General features: G+C 69.5%; 12 protein-coding genes and 1 tRNA gene. 2 read left to right on the top strand and 11 right to left on the bottom strand.

Annotated elements, in window-relative coordinates; genetic code table 11:
- Positions 1-55 precede the first annotated feature (55 nt).
- The 11 genes from VGC18_RS14325 to dusB all read right to left on the bottom strand — a co-directional run bounded on the left by VGC18_RS14325 (position 56) and on the right by dusB (position 13,356).
- Positions 56-128, bottom strand: a tRNA-Asn gene (locus VGC18_RS14325).
- A gap of 72 nt (positions 129-200) precedes the next feature.
- Positions 201-1,190 carry a lactonase family protein gene (locus tag VGC18_RS14320; protein ID WP_331098570.1) on the bottom strand — a complete coding sequence of 330 codons (990 nt, stop codon included), beginning with the start codon at positions 1,188-1,190 and terminating at the stop codon, positions 201-203.
- On the bottom strand, positions 1,187-2,194 hold the full coding sequence (locus VGC18_RS14315; RefSeq protein WP_331098567.1) for a D-isomer specific 2-hydroxyacid dehydrogenase family protein: 1,008 nt from the start codon (positions 2,192-2,194) through the stop codon (positions 1,187-1,189). The genes VGC18_RS14320 and VGC18_RS14315 overlap by 4 nt, the downstream gene beginning before the upstream one ends.
- A complete protein-coding gene (locus VGC18_RS14310; RefSeq protein ID WP_331098565.1) occupies positions 2,191-3,033 on the bottom strand; it encodes an ATP-binding cassette domain-containing protein in 843 nt (280 codons plus the stop codon). Before VGC18_RS14310 ends, VGC18_RS14315 begins: the two co-directional genes overlap by 4 nt.
- Positions 3,033-4,718, bottom strand: coding sequence for an ABC transporter ATP-binding protein (locus VGC18_RS14305; protein ID WP_331098563.1), 1,686 nt, complete (start codon positions 4,716-4,718; stop codon positions 3,033-3,035). Before VGC18_RS14305 ends, VGC18_RS14310 begins: the two co-directional genes overlap by 1 nt.
- Positions 4,715-5,752 carry an ABC transporter permease gene (locus VGC18_RS14300; protein WP_331098561.1) on the bottom strand — a complete coding sequence of 346 codons (1,038 nt, stop codon included), beginning with the start codon at positions 5,750-5,752 and terminating at the stop codon, positions 4,715-4,717. Before VGC18_RS14300 ends, VGC18_RS14305 begins: the two co-directional genes overlap by 4 nt.
- Positions 5,752-6,846, bottom strand: a complete 1,095-nt coding sequence (locus VGC18_RS14295) for an ABC transporter permease (RefSeq protein ID WP_331098559.1) — start codon at positions 6,844-6,846, stop codon at positions 5,752-5,754. The genes VGC18_RS14300 and VGC18_RS14295 overlap by 1 nt, the downstream gene beginning before the upstream one ends.
- A gap of 110 nt (positions 6,847-6,956) precedes the next feature.
- Positions 6,957-8,609, bottom strand: a complete 1,653-nt coding sequence (locus tag VGC18_RS14290) for an ABC transporter substrate-binding protein (protein ID WP_331098557.1) — start codon at positions 8,607-8,609, stop codon at positions 6,957-6,959.
- Between the two features lie 161 nt (positions 8,610-8,770).
- On the bottom strand, positions 8,771-10,654 hold the full coding sequence (gene dnaG / locus VGC18_RS14285) for a DNA primase (protein ID WP_331098555.1): 1,884 nt from the start codon (positions 10,652-10,654) through the stop codon (positions 8,771-8,773).
- 307 nt (positions 10,655-10,961) lie between these two features.
- Positions 10,962-12,212: a deoxyguanosinetriphosphate triphosphohydrolase gene (locus VGC18_RS14280; RefSeq protein ID WP_331098553.1), complete on the bottom strand. Its 1,251-nt coding sequence runs from the start codon at positions 12,210-12,212 to the stop codon at positions 10,962-10,964.
- On the bottom strand, positions 12,205-13,356 hold the full coding sequence (gene dusB / locus VGC18_RS14275) for a tRNA dihydrouridine synthase DusB (RefSeq protein ID WP_331098572.1): 1,152 nt from the start codon (positions 13,354-13,356) through the stop codon (positions 12,205-12,207). Before dusB ends, VGC18_RS14280 begins: the two co-directional genes overlap by 8 nt.
- Before the next feature lie 36 nt (positions 13,357-13,392).
- Here dusB and VGC18_RS14270 point away from each other — a divergent pair, with 36 nt between their 5' ends.
- Positions 13,393-13,857 carry a YbaK/EbsC family protein gene (locus VGC18_RS14270; RefSeq protein ID WP_331098551.1) on the top strand — a complete coding sequence of 155 codons (465 nt, stop codon included), beginning with the start codon at positions 13,393-13,395 and terminating at the stop codon, positions 13,855-13,857.
- A gap of 110 nt (positions 13,858-13,967) precedes the next feature.
- Positions 13,968-16,134: MMPL family transporter (locus VGC18_RS14265; protein ID WP_331098549.1), on the top strand; the 2,167-nt coding region annotated here is incomplete at its 3' end.

Raw genomic sequence — 16,134 nt, 5'->3', positions numbered from 1 at the left:
AACGGCGCTTAAAACAAACGTCGCCCGGAGGGGTGGAGCCCCCACAGGCGACGAGCTCCCCGACTTGGACTCGAACCAAGAACCTGCCGGTTAACAGCCGGCTGCTCTGCCAATTGAGCTATCGAGGATTGCTGAAACAGCTTGCTTACTTTACCAAAGGATTGCGGTGCACCAAATCGCCCCGCCCCTCGTCCGCCGCATCACCCGGCAAACGGCAGCAGATAGGTGGGCGACGGCACCGGCTCCGGCGACCCGATCTGGTGCGGGATGCCGGTCAGCCGGTCGACCCGGAAGCTCGTCACGGTGCTCGACAGCTGGTTCGCGACGTACAGCAGGTCTCCGACCAGGCACAGGTGCCGCGGCCAGTCGCCGCCGGTGGGGAGGGCATCCACGGGGCTCAGGTCGTCCCCGCCGACCACCACCAGGCGGTTGGAGCCGCGCAGTCCGGTGTAGACGAAGCCACCGCGGTCGTCGACGGCGAGGGCGGCCGCATGGTCGCCGTCCACCCAGTCGACGACGGACGGGGAGGAGACGACGATCCCGGCCTCCTCGTCGAGCACGAAGATCTCGCCGCTCAGCTCGCCGAGCAGCAGGATGCGACCGTTCGCCGTTCGCAGGAGGTCGCGGGGCCCGGTGCCTGCCGGGAACTCGGCGGAGCCCGCCCGGACGAGCCTCCCGTCGACCCGGGTGTAGCGGTGGACGCGATCGGCCCCGAGGTCCGTGCTGAGGACGGTGTCGCCGGTCACCAGGGTGGCATGAGCATGGGGACCGTCCTGGGCGGGATGCGGCCCGCTCCCGGTGCCGCGAAGGGTCTGCACCCTCGGCTCGACGCTGCCGTCGCTCGCGAGCGGGAAGACGTCGATCGAGCCGTCACCGTAATTGGAGGCGTAGAGCCGGTCGCCGGCGACGCTGAGGTGACAGGGAGACGAGCCGCTGACCTCCTGCCCGCCGAGGGGAACCAGCGTGTGCCCGGCACCCGGGCGGAACGCCTCGATCCGGCCGTTCCCCTCGTCCGTCGAGTAGACCGTGCCGTCGACGCCCGCGGCGAGGAAGGACGGCGACGAGGTCTCCACGGCCGTGCCGAGGGACTCGAAGGCGCCGTCGTCCCCGATGCGGGCGAGGCCGATCCCGGTGCCGAGGCCCTCCATGGTGGCGGTGTACGCACCGACCCAGAACAGCTGCTCGCTCAATATCCGGCCTCCGGGTCGACGACCCCGACGAATCGTCCGTCGCCGAGGAACGCCCTGACGTTCTCCGTGATGCGCTCCGCGAGCAGCGGAGCCGTCATCTCCGGGGTGTCCGCGCTGTGCGGGGTGATGATGACCCGCTCCTCCGTCCAGAGCGGATGTCCGTCCGGCAGCGGCTCCGGATCGGTGACGTCGAGTCCGGCGCCGGCGATCGCGCCGTCCGCGAGGGCGGCGGTCAGCGCATCCGTGTCGACGAGTCCGCCGCGCGCGATGTTGACGAGCACCGCGGAGCCCTTCATGGCCGCGAGCTCCGGCGCCCCGATGAGCCTCCTCGTCGAGTCGGTGAAGGCCGCGGCGATCACGACGACGTCCGCGGCGGGAAGCACCTGGAGCAGGTGCTCCGAGGACACCGTCCGCTCCGCGCCGGCCACCGGCGTCGTGCTGCGACGGACGACCGTCACGTGCACCCCGAACGGCTCGAGCAGCCGGATCAGCTCGATCGCGATGCCGCCCGCACCGACGATGAGCACGTTCAGCCCGAACAGCGAGGTGCCCTCCTTGGGCTCCCCCGCCCAGCTCGTGGCGAGCACCCGTTTGGGCAGCACCCGCAGCAGGGCGAGCACCAGGGTCAGCGCATGCTCGGCGACCGGCTGCGCGTACGCCCCCTTCGCGCTCGTCCAGAGCGGGGTCGTGGTCCCGGCGAAGCGGGCCAGCACGTCGGCGAAGGCGTCGACGCCGGCATAGGGCAGCTGCACCCAGCCGGTCCGGGGATGGTCGTGCAGGAACTCGACCAGCCGATCCGTCTCCCCGTAGGTGAGCCAAATGAGACCCCTGGTCTCGTCCGACAGCTGGGTGAGTCGTCCGCCGCCCGCCAGCACGGCGGAGGCGAAGACCTCGTCCTCGCCGGGCAGGATGGTGATCGGCCCCGGCTGCGGTCTGCGGTCCGCCGCGACGGGCGCCGCCGTCTCCGCCGTCACCGAACGATGCTGCGATGGTCTGTCGGTCATTCCTGCTCCTGGGTGATGGTGTCTGTCTCCCGCGCCCGCGCGAGACCCTTGAGATACGGATGCTCGGGGCTCGCCAGCATCTGGTCGAGGTCGCCGAGGCCGACGAGCATCCCGTGCTGCATGACGGCGACCCTGTCGGCGATCCGCGAGACGACCCCGAGATCGCTGCTGATCACGAGCGCGGAGAACGGGCGCGTCCGACGCAGGTCGCTCAGGACGTCGAGCACCCCGTCGCGGACCTTGAGGTCCACCCCCCTGGTCGGCTCGTCGGCGACGAGGAGGGTCGGCTCGAGGATGAGCGCACGGGCCAGCGCGACGCGCTGCCGCTGCCCGCTGGAGAGCTCGTTGGGCAGTTTGCCGAGGAGGCCGAGCGGAAGGCGCATGGCGTCGAGGATCGTGGCGACGGCGGCCCCGGCCTCGCGGGTGTCGAACCGGCGGTCCCGCAGGTAGATCGGCTCGGCGATGTTCTCGGCGACCGTCAGCGTCGGGCTCAACCGCTCGGCGCCGTCCTGGCGGAGGAACCCGACCTGCAGGGTGACCCGGTCGCGGCCCCTGCCGCCGACGCCGCGCATCCTCGTCCCGTGGATCTCGAGCGAACCACCGCTGATCTCGGGGATGCCCTCGCCAACGGCCCCGCTTCCGGCCAGACCGGCCAGCGCCATGGCGAGCGTGGACTTGCCGGACCCCGACTCCCCCACGAGCCCGAGGAACTCGCCGGCGGCGATGTCGAAGCTGACCCCGTGCACGGCGCGGAACCGGGAGGGCGAACCGGTCGAGAGGTACTGGATCGACAGGTCGTCCGCGACGACGACCCGGGATCCGGCCTCCTCGGTCGCCATTACTCCGCCTCGCTCCTGAGCCGCCGCAGCTCCTCGCGCCGCTTCGCCTGCTCCGCGGGGTTGGGAACCGGCAGCGAGGCGAGCAGCCGCTTGGTGTACGGATGCTGCGGAGCCCCGAGCACCTCCGCCCCCGTGCCCTCCTCGACGAGCTCGCCGCGGTACAGCACCGCGATCCGGTCGGCCAGGATGTCGACGACCGCGAGGTCGTGGCTGATGAAGAGGGCGGCGAACCCGAACTCCCTCTGCAGCTCGGCGAACAGCTCGAGCACCCTCGCCTGCACGGAGACGTCGAGCGCGCTCGTCGGCTCGTCGGCGATGAGCAGCTTCGGCTGCAGCGCCAGCGCCCTCGCGAGAGATGCCCGCTGGCGCTGCCCGCCGCTCAGCTCGTGCGGGAAGCGGTCGCCGAAGGCGTGCGGCAGCTGCACGGCCTCGAGGAGCTCGTCCACCCGCGGGCGAGCGGCACGGGCGTCCCCGGCGACACCGTGGACGATGAGCGGTTCCGCCACGCAGTCGGCGATGGTGAGCAGGGGATTGAAGCTCGTCGCCGGGTCCTGGAAGACGAAGCCGATGTCGCGCCGCAGGGGGCGGAACTGGCGCTCCCGCACGCCGAGCATCTCCTGTCCGAGCACGGTCAGGGAGCCGCCGGTGACGCGGGTCAGACCGCCGATCGCACGGCCGATCGTCGTTTTGCCCGAGCCGCTCTCCCCCACCAGACCGAGCACCTCCCTGGCACCGATCTCGAAGCTCACGCCGTTCACGGCACGGAATCCCCCGCGGCCGAAGCGACCGGAGTACTCGATCACCAGATCCTTGGCGACGACAAGCGGCTCGGACACGGTCAACGCCCGCTCCGCCGCACGCTCCTGGGTGTGCACCGTGCCGGAGCCGAGGTACGGCACGGCGGCGAGCAGCTTCTTCGTGTACTCGTGCTGCGGGCTGCCGAACAGGCTGGTCGCATCCGCCTCCTCGACGATCTTGCCCTGGTACATCACGGCGACCCGGTCGGCGAGGTCGGCGACGACCCCCATGTTGTGGGTGATGAGCACGATCGCCGCATCGAACTCGTCGCGGCAGCGGCGCAGCAGGTCGAGGATCTCCGCCTGCACCGTCACGTCGAGGGCGGTGGTCGGCTCGTCGGCGACGATCAGCTCCGGATCGAGCACGAGGGCCATGGCGATGACCACCCGCTGCTTCTGGCCGCCGGAGAACTGGTGCGGATAGTAGTTGACCCGCTCGGCGGCGTCGGGGATGCCGACCCGGTCGAGGATGTCGATCGCCTTCGCCTTCGCCTCCGCACGGCTGTAGCTGCCGTGCGCCCGCAGCCCCTCGGCGATCTGCCAGCCGACGGTGTACACGGGGTTGAGGGCGGTCGACGGCTCCTGGAAGACCATCGCCGCGCTGGTGCCCCTGATCTCGCGCAGCCGCTTCCTGTCGATCGTCACCACGTTGTCGTGGCCCAGGAGGACGACCCCGGATGCCGTCGCCGTCTCCGGCAGCAGTCCGAGGATGGTCTTGGCGGTCACCGTCTTGCCGCTGCCGCTCTCCCCCACGATGGCGAGGACCTCACCGGCGTTGACGGAGAGGCTCACGCCGTCGACGGCGCGCACGTCGCCGCCGTCGGTCGCGAAGGTAACGGTGAGATCGGTGATCCCGACGGCCTGCTGGCCCCTGGTGAGACTGCTCATTCGCGTGACTCCAACTCGAGGTCGCCGACAATGTCGGTGCTGCCCTCCGGGGCCGTCGCACCGTCGGTCGGAACGGGGGCGGATCCGTCGGCCCGGCGGCGGGTGCGCAGCCGCGGATCGGCGAGGTCGTTGAGGCTCTCGCCGACCAGGGTCATCCCGAGCACCGCGAGCACGATCGCGAGTCCGGGGAAGATCGAGGTCCACCAGATGCCGCTCGTGACGTCGGAGATCGACTTGTTCAGGTCGTATCCCCACTCGGCGGCGGAGCTCGGCTCGATCCCGAAGCCGAGGAAGCCGAGGCCGGCGAGGGTGAGGATGGCCTCGGAGGCGTTGAGGGTGAAGATGAGCGGCAGCGTGCGGGTCGCGTTGCGCAGGACGTGCCGGAACATGATGCGCAGCGAGCTCGCGCCGAGCACCTTCGCCGACTCGACGAAGGCCTCCGACTTGATGCGGACGGTCTCCGCCCTGATCACCCGGAAGTACTGCGGGATGAAGACCACCGTGATCGAGATCGCCGCCGCGAGCACACCGCCGATGAGGTTGGACTGACCGCCGGAGATGACGATCGACATGACGATCGCGAGCAGCAGACTCGGGAAGGCATACACGGCGTCGGCGACGACCACGAGGATCCGGTCGAGCCAGCCGCCCAGGTAGCCGGAGACCAGCCCGAGCAGCACACCGAGGAAGATCGAGAACACGATCGCCAGCACGATGACGAACAGGGCCGTCTGCGAGCCCCAGATCACCCGGGAGAGCACGTCGTAGCCGCCGACGGTGGTCCCGAGGAGGTGGGCGGACGACGGCGGCTGCTGCGCACCGAAGTTGCCATGGGCATCGCTGAGCTGCGAGAAGCTGTACGGCGCGATCAGCGAGGCGAAGATCGCGCTGAGGACGAAGATCCCGACGATGACGAGACCGACGACGAGCATGCCGCGCTGCAGGCCGACGCTCTGGCGCACCTGGCGGACCACGGGCAGACGGGACCAGAGCGGGCGCTTACGGGCGATGGGCGGTGTGGACAGCGTGGACATCAGTACCTCACCCTGGGGTCGATGATCGCGGCGATGATGTCGACGATGAAGTTGGTCACGGCGACGATGACGGCGAGCAGGGCGACGATCCCCTGCACGGCGACGAAGTCCCTGGAGGCCAGGTATTGGGCGAGCATGAAGCCGAGCCCCTTCCATTCGAAGGTGGTCTCCGTCAGCACCGCACCGCCGAGCAGCAGGGCGATCTGCAGCCCGATGACGGTGATGATCGGGATGAGCGCCGGCTTGTAGGCGTGTTTGCGGACCAGGCGGAACTCGCTCACGCCCCGGGAGCGCGCCGCGTCGACGTAGTCGGTCGAGAGGGTGCCGATGACGTTGGTGCGAACCAGCCGGAGGAAGACCCCGGCGGTCAGCAGGCCGAGGGCGATGCCCGGCAGGATGGCGTGCTGCAGCACGTCGCCGACGTCGGCGGGATTGCCGGTCTGGAAGGCGTCGATGAGGTAGATGCCCGTCGGATGGGGCAGAAATTGGATGTCGAGCTCGGTCCCCGTCGAGGCTCGACCGGCGACGGGCAGCACGTTGAGCCAGATCGCGAAGATGAGCTTGAGCAGCAGGCCGGCGAAGAACACCGGGGTCGCGTAGCTGAGGATCGCGAAGACGCGCAGGACCGCATCCGGCCACTTGTCCCGGAAGTAGGCGGCGAGCATCCCGAGCGGGATCCCGACGATGAACGCGACGATGAGGGCGTAGAAGGCGAGCTCCAGGGTCGCGCCGCCGTAGGTGGTGAGGACCTTGATCACCGGCTGGTGATCGCTGATCGTGGTGCCGAAGTCGCCGCGGACGATCTTGCCCAGGTATTCGAAGTACTGGATGAAGATGTTGCGGTCGTAGCCGGCCGCGTGGATGCGCTCGGCCAGCTGGGCCTTGTTCAGGCGGCCCCCGAGAGCCGCGGTGATGGGGTCGCCGGTGAGCCGCATGAGGAAGAAGACCATCGACACGAGGATGAACACCGTCGGGATGATGAGCAGGAAGCGGACGACGATGTAGCGCCAGATCTGACCGCCGGCGGGTTTCCGCCTCGCCTTCGTCGGTTTCGCGGCTCCCGGTGCGGAAGCCGGAATCACGGTCGTGGTCATGCGCACGCCAATCCTGTGTGATGTTCTCGGGACGATGAAGGGGCGATCCGCGGATGCGGACCGCCCCCCAGAACTACGGCTTCACAAACCTTAGCCGCAGTCGTCGTCTGCTACTTGCTGAGCGTTCCGAAACGGAACTTGAAGGAGGCGTCGAGGGTGACACCCTTGACGTCCTTGCCCTCCACGACCACCTGCGCGCCCTGGAGCAGCGGCAGCGTCGGGAGATCGGCGGCCAGCTTGTCCTGGGCATCCTGGATGTCCTGGGTGCGCTTGGCCTTGTCGGTCTCGACCGCCTGCTGCTGGATCAGGCTGATGGCGTCGTCGTCGCGGTAGTAGTTGCTCAGGAAGCCACCGTAGACCGTGTTTCCGCTCTCATCCTTCGTCGGGAGGAAGAACGGCGACAGGTAGTTGTCCGCGTCGGAGTAGTCCGGGAACCAGCCGAGCTGGTACTCCGGGTAGACATCCGCGACCCGGTCCTTCGAGTACTGGACGTACTCGGTGGACTGCAGGTTGACCGTGAACAGCTTGCTCGCCTCGAGCTGGCTCTTCACGAGCGCGTACTCGTCGGTCGACGATGCACCGTAGTGATCGGTGTTGTACTGCAGGTTGAGCACGACGGGGGTGGTGATGCCGGCGTCCTCGAGCGTCTTCTTGGCCTTCGACAGGCTCGGGCCGCCGTCGCCGTCGCCGTACAGGCTCTTCAGCGCCGTGTTGGCGCCGACGAGACCGTCGGGAACGAAGGAGTACAGCGGCAGGTAGGTGCCCTTGTAGACCTGCTTGGCGATCGCCGCACGGTCGACGAGGTCGGCCATGGCCTGGCGCACGGCGAGGGCCTTGGCCGGATCGGCCTCCGGGGTCCCCGTGCCGAACGGCTGCGTCTTGAAGTTGAAGACGATGTAGCGGATCTCACCACCGGGGCCGGTGGTCACCGTGACGTTCTTGTCCTTCTGCAGGTCCTCGACGTCGGTCGCCGAGAGGCTGCGAGCCGCGACGTCGATGCCGCCCTTCTGCACGTCCAGCTTCATGTTCGACTGGTCCGTGTAGTACTTGAGGTTGATCGTCGCGGTCTTGGGGGCGCCGAGCATGCCCTTGTAACCCTTGAACGCCTTGAACTGCACCAGCTGGTTGAACTTGTAGCTGGAGATGTCGTACTGGCCGGCGAAGGCGTGACCCTTGACGATGGCGTCGTCGCTGGTGATCTTGTCGGCGGAGAAGACCTGCTCGTCGACGATCGGGGCCGCCGGGCTGGAGAGGATCTGCGGCCAGACCTGGTCGTTGGCCGACTTGAGGTGGAAGACGACGGTGGTCGGGTCGGTCGCCTCGACGCTGTCAAGGTTGCCGAGCAGCGAGGAGGGGCCGAGCTTGGCGCCGAGCTTGACCATGCGGTCGAAGCTGAATTTCACGTCGGAGGAGGTGAGCTTGTCGCCGTTGGCGAAGGTCAGGTCCTTCTTGAGCACGACGGTGTAGTCGTTCGGTGCGGTGAAGCTGGCGGAGGTGGCGATGTCGGGCTCGACGTCGGACGATCCGGGCTTGGAGTTCATGAGGAAGGGGTAGACCTGGTTCATGATCGCGAAGGAGCCGTTGTCATAGGAGCCGGCAGGGTCCAGCGAGGTCACCTTGTCGGTGGTGCCCACCGTGAGTGTGCTCGAGCCGCCGTTGTTCGAGCCGCCGCTGCCGGAGCAGCCGGCCAGGGCGAACGCCGCCACGGCGGTGCCTCCCAGCACGGCAAGCGTCCGCTTGCGGAACGTGGATGCGGATGTCATATCCGTCTGCCTCTCTCGTAAAAAAGCACAAAAAAACACCCCGACCGGGGTTTGTGCGTAGCTGTATCTGTCCTTGCTAACACAAAACGCGGTGCCACGAGACATCGAGAAAGCCCATATGGCGATTTGTTTACGAACCTGCAACACAGGGGTTGCGGAGCTCATTCGGTGCGCAGTGCGCGACGCTCCGCCTCGACGCGGACGAGCTCGACCTGCAGCGCCCGGTACTTCTCCGGCTCTGCCGCCTGGTCCGTGCGCTGCGACTGGCCGAGGAGTTCGGCCTTGCGGCGGAGCAGATCGCGCTCGACGATGTCGGTCGCGACGGCCTTGCAGTAGATCGAGATGTCGCGGTTCGGCCGCTCGGGGATCGGGGCGACGGTGAGCTCCCTGACCAGGGTCGCGAAGGGCGCGGGGACCTCCGCGACGATGCGCTCGATCCAGCCGGGAGTGCCGAAGGCATCCATGCTCACCGAGATCCCGTCGCGCACCACCGCGAGGGAGGCGTTCGCGTACGGCACCTGGGTGGCCCGCTGAACGAGGTCCTTCCCGACGGCGTCCGGCTGCTGCAGCATCGCCATGAGGGCGTCCCGCTCGAGTCTGGTCGCCGGATCGGTGGGCAGGCGCATGAGCGACGGCCCGTCCTCCTGCTGCTGAGGCTGCTGCGGCTCCTCCTGCCGCCTGGCCGCGGGGGCCTGTGGCTCCTGGGGTGTCTTGCCCTTGGCGGCGGCGACCGCACGGCCGACCTCGACCGGGTCCATGCCGAGCCAGCCGGCGAGATTGCGCACGTAGCCGATGTTCAGCGCCTGGTCGCGGATGCCGGCGACCACGGGCGCCGAGGCCCGGAGCGCGCTGACCCGCCCCTCGACGGTGTCGAGGTCGTAGGCGCCGAGCACCCGGCGGATCATGAACTCGAACATCGGCTTCTTGGTGCGGATGAGCCGGCGAACGGCGTCGTCGCCGCGGCTGAGGCGCAGATCGCAGGGGTCGAGGCCGTCGGGGGCGACGGCCACGAAGGTCTGGGCGGCGAACCGCTGCTCCTCGCCGAAGGCGCGGCTCGCTGCCTTCTGCCCGGCCTCGTCGGGATCGAAGGTGAAGACCACCTCGCCGAGCCCGCGTGAGTCGGCGTTCTCGACGTCGCCGAGCATCCGTCTGACGACCTTGATGTGGTCGACCCCGAAGGCCGTCCCGCAGGTGGCGACCGCGGTCGTGACTCCGGCGAGGTGGCAGGCCATGACGTCGGTGTACCCCTCGACCACGACGACCTGCCTGCCGCGCGAGATGTCGCGCTTGGCCAGATCGAGGCCGTAGAGCACCTGCGACTTGTGATAGACCGCCGTCTCCGGGGTGTTCAGGTACTTGGGACCCTGGTCGTCGTCGAGCAGCCGCCTGGCGCCGAAGCCGAGGGTCTGCCCCGTGACGTCGCGGATGGGCCAGACGAGCCTTCCGCGGAAGCGGTCGTAGATCCCGCGGTCGCCCTGACCGACGAGGCCGGCCGCGAGCAGCTCGGCCTCCGAGTAGCCGAGGGTCTTGAGGTGGGTGCTCAGGGCGTCGTAGCTCTTCGGCGCGAAGCCGATGCCGAAACGCTGGGCGGCCGAGGGATCGAAGCCCCGTTCGCCGAGGAAGAGGCGGCCCGGCTCGGCTCCCGGCGAGGCCAGCTGGGCGACGAAGTAGTCGGCCGCGGCCTGATTCGCCCCGAGGATGCGGGCGCGGTTTCCGTGGTCGCTGTTGGCCTGACCGCCGTCCTCGTAGTGCAGCTCGAAGCCGATGCGTGCGGCCATCCGCTCGACCGCCTCGGTGAAGGTGGTGCCGTCCATCTTCTGCAGGAAGGTGAAGACATCCCCGTCCTCACCGCAGCCGAAACAGTGGTATCTGCCGACCTGCGGGCGCACGTGGAAGCTCGGGCTGCGCTCGTCGTGAAAGGGGCAGAGGCCCTTGAGCGAGCCGACGCCCGCACCCCTGAGCGCGACGTAGTCCCCGACGATGTCGGCGATGTTGACGCGCGACCGGACCTCGTCGATGTCGTTTCGTCGGATCAGCCCTGGCACCGATCCATTCTACTTTCGCCCGATGCCGGCCGGCCGCGGCATCCTGCCCGTCCCCGTGCTTCTTCCCGCTGACCCGGCTGGTCCCGCTCCCTTGCTAGCCCTGCTCCCCCCTGCTGGTCCTGCTCCCCCTGCTGGCGGGAGAAACTGCGTCGCGGCGGGACGCGCAACTCCCGCCACGACACCATTTCCCCGCCACGAGGAGTGATAACTCCCGCCGCCACGCAGCTTCCCCCGCCGACAGAAGCCGCAACTCCCGCCACCAGCCGGGCCTCGCAAACAGCCGACCCGGACGCGGCGCCACGCGAGGCTAGAGAGCGATGCGCTCGTGCCAGGCCATGGCCGACTGGTCGGTGAGCGAGGCGACCTGGTCGACGACCGCGCGCTTGCGGCCGGCATCCGTCGTGGCGGCCCGCCAGTCGGCGGCGAAACCGGGATCGAGCAGCTCCGGCCCGCGCGCGAGCAGGATGTCCGCGAGCTCGGTGATCACCTCGCGCTGCTGCGTGTAGATGGGCTGCCTGGTGTTCCTCGACATCACGTACGCCGCGACGATGCCCTTGAGCGCGGCGATCTCCGCCTGGATCTCACGCGGCACGATGATGTCCGCGCCGAAGCGGATGAGGCTGCCACCGCCCTGACTGTCCTTGGTGGCCCGCACGGCCGCGCCGGCAAACCGGCCGATCAGCTGGCTGGTGAGGTTCTTCAGCCGGCCCTGGGCGAGCCTGCTGCCATCCCACTCGGTGAGCCAGACGTCGAGCGCCCGCAGCCGGTCGAAGGCGGCGACGAGCTCGGCGTGGTCGTAGGCGCCGCCGATCCAGGCGACCATGGAGTCGACCAGCCCGTCCCTGTCGGTGCGGGAGGTGAGCTCGCGCACGTCGATGTAGCCGCTGAACACCGCGTCCTCGAAGTCGTGCACGGAGTAGCCGATGTCGTCCGACAGGTCCATGACCTGCGCCTCGATGCAGAGCCTGCGTGGCTGGGCGCCGTCGCGCAGCCAGTGGAAGGCCGCGACGTCGTCCGCGTAGAAGCCGAACTTGGCGCGGCCGCTCGGGTCGTCGACCGCCGCGGAGTCCGGCCAGGGGTACTTGCAGCTCGCGTCGAGGCTCGCCCTGGTGAGGTTGAGCCCGTAGCTGCGCCCGTCCGGCCCGAACACCTTCGGCTCGATCCGGGTCAGCAGGCGCAGCGTCTGCGCGTTGCCCTCGAACCCGCCGATGTCGCTCGACCAGAGGTTGAGCGCCCGCTCGCCGTTGTGGCCGAATGGCGGATGCCCGAGGTCGTGGGCGAGGCAGGCGGTATCGACGACATCCGGCTCCAGCCCCAGGCTGGTCGCGAGCTCTCGACCGACCTGCGCCACCTCGAGGGAGTGCGTGAGCCGGTTGCGGGCGAAGTCGAGGCCGGCGGCGGGGCTCAGCACCTGCGTCTTCGCCGCGAGCCGCCGCAGTGCGCTCGAGTGCAGCACCCTGGCCCTGTCCCTGGCGAAGTCGCTGCGACGGCTGGAGTGGTCCTCGGGGAACCAGCGTTCCGTGTCGTGCTCGGTGTAGCCGTCCAGTTCCTCAGCCACCGCTGTGACTCAACTCGGCCTCGGCGAGCTCGGCACGGTGGCTGTCGCCCAGCTCGCGGCTGGTCAGCCAGCCGTCGGGAAGGGAGGGGCGCTTCGGCGTGCCCGCACGACCACGCGGGCCCTCCGCGGCGTCGCCAGGATAGGGCAGCTCCCAGTCGAGGGTTCCGAGCAGGTCGTCCAGCTGCTGCAGGCTCTCGACGGTCGCGAGGCTCGCGCGCAGCTCGCCGCCGACCGGGTAGCCCTTGAAATACCAGGCGATGTGCTTGCGGATGTCCCTGCAGGCGTGGTTCTCGTCGCCGTCGAAGAAGTCGACGAGCAGCTCGGCGTGCCGCTTGAGCGTCGCCGCGACGGTGCCGAGCGACGGCTGCGGGATGTCCTGCTCGCCGGCGAAGGCCGCGGCCAGTTCGCCGAAGAGCCACGGACGTCCCAGGCAGCCGCGGCCGACGACGACCCCGTCGCATCCGGTCTGCTCGACCATGCGGATCGCATCGGCCCCCGACCAGATGTCGCCGTTGCCGAGCACCGGGATGCCGGTGATGGCCTCCTTGAGCCGGGCGATCGCGGACCAGTCGGCGTGACCGCTGTAGAACTCTGACGCCGTGCGGGCGTGCAGCGCGATGCTCGCGACCCCCGCGCCCTCGGCGATCCGCCCGGCCTCCAGGTAGGTGAGGTGATCCGCGTCGATGCCCTTGCGCATCTTGATCGTCAGCGGAAGCGGGCCAGCCGCCTGCACGGCGCGCTCGACGATGTCGCGGAACAGGTCGAGCTTCCACGGGAGCGCGGCTCCCCCGCCCTTGCGGGTCACCTTCGGCACGGGGCAGCCGAAGTTGAGGTCGATGTGATCCGCGCGGTCCTCGGCGACCAGCATCGTGACCGCATCGGCGACCGTCTTCGGGTCGACCCCGTAGAGCTGGATGCTGCGCGGGCTCTCCGACTCGTGATGCTTGATGAGCCGCATCGACCCCTCCGTGCGTTCGACGAGGGCGCGGCTGGTGATCATCTCGCTCACGTAGAGTCCTGCCCCGAACTCCCGGCACAGCCGGCGGAATGCCGTGTTGGTGATGCCGGCCATGGGCGCGAGCACAACGGGGACGGACAGCCGGAGGGCACCGATCGTTAGGCTCTGTGGTGGGGCGGCGGTCATGGTCACCCCTCAATTCTCTCAGAAGGCGGGGCGGCGATGGTCGAGGGGCGAGAACGGGTGCTGGCGGATGCCACGGCGCGAGGGATCCCGATCGAATTCGTCGAGCGCACGGCGGCCGCGTCGCTCGAGGAGGCGGCGGAGATCCTCGGCATCGACCCGGCCGACATCGTCAAGTCCCTCGTGGTCAAGCGGCACGACGGCAGCTTCCTCTTCGCGCTGGTGCCCGGCGACCGGCAGATCTCCTGGGCGAAGCTGCGCGCGGTGGTCGGGGTCAACCGGCTGCGCCTGCCGGAGGCATCCGCGGCCCTCGAGGCGACGGGGTACGAGCGTGGCACCATCACCCCCCTCGGCAACACCACCGCGTGGCCGGTGTTCGCCGACGAGAGGATCCTCGGCAGGCGGGTGGGCATGGGCGCGGGCGAGCACGGGCTGAGCGCCTTCGTCGACGCCGACGCGCTCGTCGCCGGACTCGATGCGACGGTCGCCGACATCACTGACTGACCGCCTTCGCCGATCGAGGGGCGAGCCTCGCCCCCTGGCGGGCCCCGGCCCCTAAAGTGAGTCTCAGACAGTTCCGCTGCCGCGGCACTCTTCTCGAAGACGAGGTCCCCATGTCCGCTCGCGAGCCCGTCCCGTCCTCCTCTTCGTCCGCGCGGGCCGGACGGCCGTGGCGCTGGCTGCGGATCGTGCTGCCCGTGGTCGTGCTGCTCGCCTGGCTGGTGGCGGCGGGTCTCGGCGGCCCGACCTTCGGCAAGCTCTCCGGGGTGTCGAGCAACGACCAGGCCTCCTACCTGCCCGCCTCCGCCGACTCGACGCAGGTCAACGACTGGCAGCGCCGCTTCACCGGATCGAAGACGATCCCCGCGATCGTGCTGCTCGTCTCGCCCGAGCGCATCCCGGCCTCCTCGCTGCCGTCCTACGTCTCCTTCGGCGAGCGACTGGGCTCCGTCGCCGGCGTGCAGAGGCCCGCGTCGGGCGAGCAGACCGTCGTCGCCGGGCCCATCCCGTCGAAGGACGGAAAGGCCGTCGAGTTCATCGTCCCCGTCACGGCCAGCAGTGCCGTCGACACGGTCGTCACCAACCTGCGCGCGGTCGCCGATGGCCATCGGCCCGCCGGCACGACCGCCTACGTCACCGGGCCGGCCGGGCTCACCGCCGATCTGGTGTCGGCCTTCGGCGGTATCGACGGCATCCTGCTGCTCGTCGCGGTGGCCGCGGTGCTCGTCATCCTGCTCGCCGTGTACCGGGCGCTCATGCTGCCGTTCCTGGTTCTGTTCACGGCGGTCTTCGCGCTCACCGGCGCCATCCTCGTCGTGTACGCCTTCGCGAGCTGGGGTTGGGTCGCCCTGAACGGCCAGAGCCAGGGCATCCTCTCGATCCTCGTCATCGGCGCGGCGACGGACTACTCTCTGCTCTTCGTCGCCCGCTTCCGGGAGACGCTGCACAGCCATCGGTCGCGCTGGGAGGCGGGATGGCTCGCCTGGAAGGCGGTGCTCGCCCCGGTCAGCGCCTCGGCCGCGACCGTCGTGATCGCCCTGCTCTGCCTGCTGTTCTCCGACCTGAACTCCAACAAGAGCCTCGGTCCGATCGCGGCGATCGGCATCGTCTTCGCCTACCTGGCGGCCCTCACCTTCCTACCCGTCGTGCTCGTGCTCGCCGGGCGGAGCGCCTTCTGGCCGTTCATCCCCCGCTATCGGGCGGAGGTCGAGGACGGCAACGGTCCGGCCCGGGGCATCCGGGGACTCGAGACGGCGACCGGCATCTGGAGGGGGATCGGGACCCTGATCGCGAGGCATCACCGCGCCGTCTGGGTCGTGGTCGCCGTGGTGCTGCTCGGCGCGAGCGCCGGGCTCCTCCAGCTGAAGGCCTCCGGCGTGCCGCAGACCGATATCGTGCTCGGCTCGGCGCCGGCCTCGGCGGGACAGAAGGTACTGGCCGATCACTACGCCGCCGGATCGGGAGCCCCCGTCCTCATCGTCGTCTCCCGGGATCGTGCCGACGCGGCACTGACCATCGCCTCGCGCACCCCTGGCGTCGCCTCGGCGGCCGTCTACGCGGGCAACGTCGATCCCACCGCCGGGGTCCGGCCGGAGCCGGTCGTCAGGAACGGGCACGAGCTGATCCAGGCGACCCTGGCCTCCCAGCCGGACTCCGCCGCAGCGGAGGGGGTCGTGCGGGAGCTCCGACGGACCCTGTCCTCCGCGGACTCGACCGTGCTCGTCGGCGGCCCGACCGCGATCTCGGTCGACACCAACGACACCGCCCAGCGCGATCTCGCCACCATCATCCCGATCGTGCTCGCGGTGATCCTGCTCATCCTGATGCTGCTCCTGCGCTCACTGCTCACCCCGGTGCTGCTGATCGCCACCGTCGTGCTCTCGTACGGCGCCTCGCTCGGCGTCTCCGCCCTCGTCTTCAACCATCTGTTCGGCTTCCCCGGCGCCGACCCCACCGTGCCGCTCTTCGGCTTCGTCTTCCTGGTCGCGCTGGGAGTGGACTACAACATCTTCCTGATGACGCGCGTGCGGGAGGAGACTCTGACTCTCGGCACCCGTGCGGGCATCCTCAGGGGGCTGTCGGCGACCGGAAGCGTCATCAGCTCCGCGGGCATCGTGCTCGCGGCCACCTTCGCGGCCCTCGCGGTGATCCCCATCCTGTTCCTCGTCCAGATCGCCTTCATCGTCGCCTTCGGCGTGCTGCTGGACACCCTCGTGGTGCGCTCGCTGCTGGTGCCGGCGCTCGCCTACGACATCGGCCCCGCGGGATGGTGGCCGTCGC

Origin of the sequence: Lacisediminihabitans sp. (assembly GCF_036404185.1) — a bacterium.
Lineage (GTDB): Bacteria > Actinomycetota > Actinomycetes > Actinomycetales > Microbacteriaceae > Lacisediminihabitans.
Note: the sequence above shows the minus strand (reverse complement) of the source record. Positions and strands in the feature narration are given on the sequence as shown.

Bases quoted from the DNA above. Each gene is read 5' to 3' on its own strand.
- VGC18_RS14315 (WP_331098567.1), bottom strand. From the start codon at position 2,194: ATGACCGACAGACCATCGCAGCATCGTTCGGTGACGGCGGAGACGGCG.
- VGC18_RS14310 (WP_331098565.1), bottom strand. From the start codon at position 3,033: ATGGCGACCGAGGAGGCCGGATCCCGGGTCGTCGTCGCGGACGACCTG.
- VGC18_RS14305 (WP_331098563.1), bottom strand. From the start codon at position 4,718: ATGAGCAGTCTCACCAGGGGCCAGCAGGCCGTCGGGATCACCGATCTC.
- VGC18_RS14300 (WP_331098561.1), bottom strand. From the start codon at position 5,752: ATGTCCACGCTGTCCACACCGCCCATCGCCCGTAAGCGCCCGCTCTGG.
- VGC18_RS14295 (WP_331098559.1), bottom strand. From the start codon at position 6,846: ATGACCACGACCGTGATTCCGGCTTCCGCACCGGGAGCCGCGAAACCG.
- VGC18_RS14290 (WP_331098557.1), bottom strand. From the start codon at position 8,609: ATGACATCCGCATCCACGTTCCGCAAGCGGACGCTTGCCGTGCTGGGA.
- dusB (WP_331098572.1), bottom strand. From the start codon at position 13,356: ATGACCGCCGCCCCACCACAGAGCCTAACGATCGGTGCCCTCCGGCTG.
- VGC18_RS14270 (WP_331098551.1), top strand. From the start codon at position 13,393: ATGGTCGAGGGGCGAGAACGGGTGCTGGCGGATGCCACGGCGCGAGGG.